The organism is Vibrio sp. 1069 (genome assembly GCF_033340555.1).
In genome coordinates this window covers 1-575 of the sequence record NZ_JAWOWP010000702.1, presented here as the reverse complement: position 1 = coordinate 575, position 575 = coordinate 1, and the positions used below count along the sequence as shown (strand labels likewise).

The 575-nt window shown below is 45.2% G+C and carries 1 pseudogene; it reads right to left on the bottom strand.

The window, feature by feature from the left end:
* Positions 1 to 573, bottom strand: a pseudogene (locus R7040_RS28570) (histone deacetylase); the annotation flags it as partial.
* Positions 574 to 575 lie beyond the last annotated feature (2 nt).

Below are 575 nucleotides of genomic sequence, written 5' to 3'. Positions count from 1 at the left end.
CAAATCAGACTGTGGTTTTCTCGCAGGAAAGTTTTTATCGCAATGAAAAGAGAGCGTCACGATGTCCGGCTCTTCTTGGCACAAGGTGGCGGTTCCATCACCATGATGAACATCACTATCAATAATTAAAATCTTATCAACGTGCTCGTTATCCAACATGTGTTTAGCCGCAATCACTAAATCGTTGAACAAACAGAATCCACTACCAAAATCTTTGTGAGCATGGTGGTAACCACCACTTAAGTGCAGTGCGATACCGTGCTCAAGCGCTTTTTCGGCTGTCAGAAGTGTACCAGCCGCTGATGTCAGTGTTCGAGTGATCAGAGCTTCACTCCAAGGAAAGCCGATTCGACGCATTTTAGCGGCGGGCATATTACCTTGTGCCAGTAAGTCAACATACTCCGCATCATGCACGCGCTTGATCGCTTCAATTGACAGAGCTTGTGGTTCAAAAAACTGTACCCACTCAGCTTGCACATCGCGACGTACCTCTTCATAGAGATATTGATACTTCATGATTGGGTAACGGTGCCCTTCAGGCAATTCAAGTTTTGAGTATATAGGGTGGTATATCA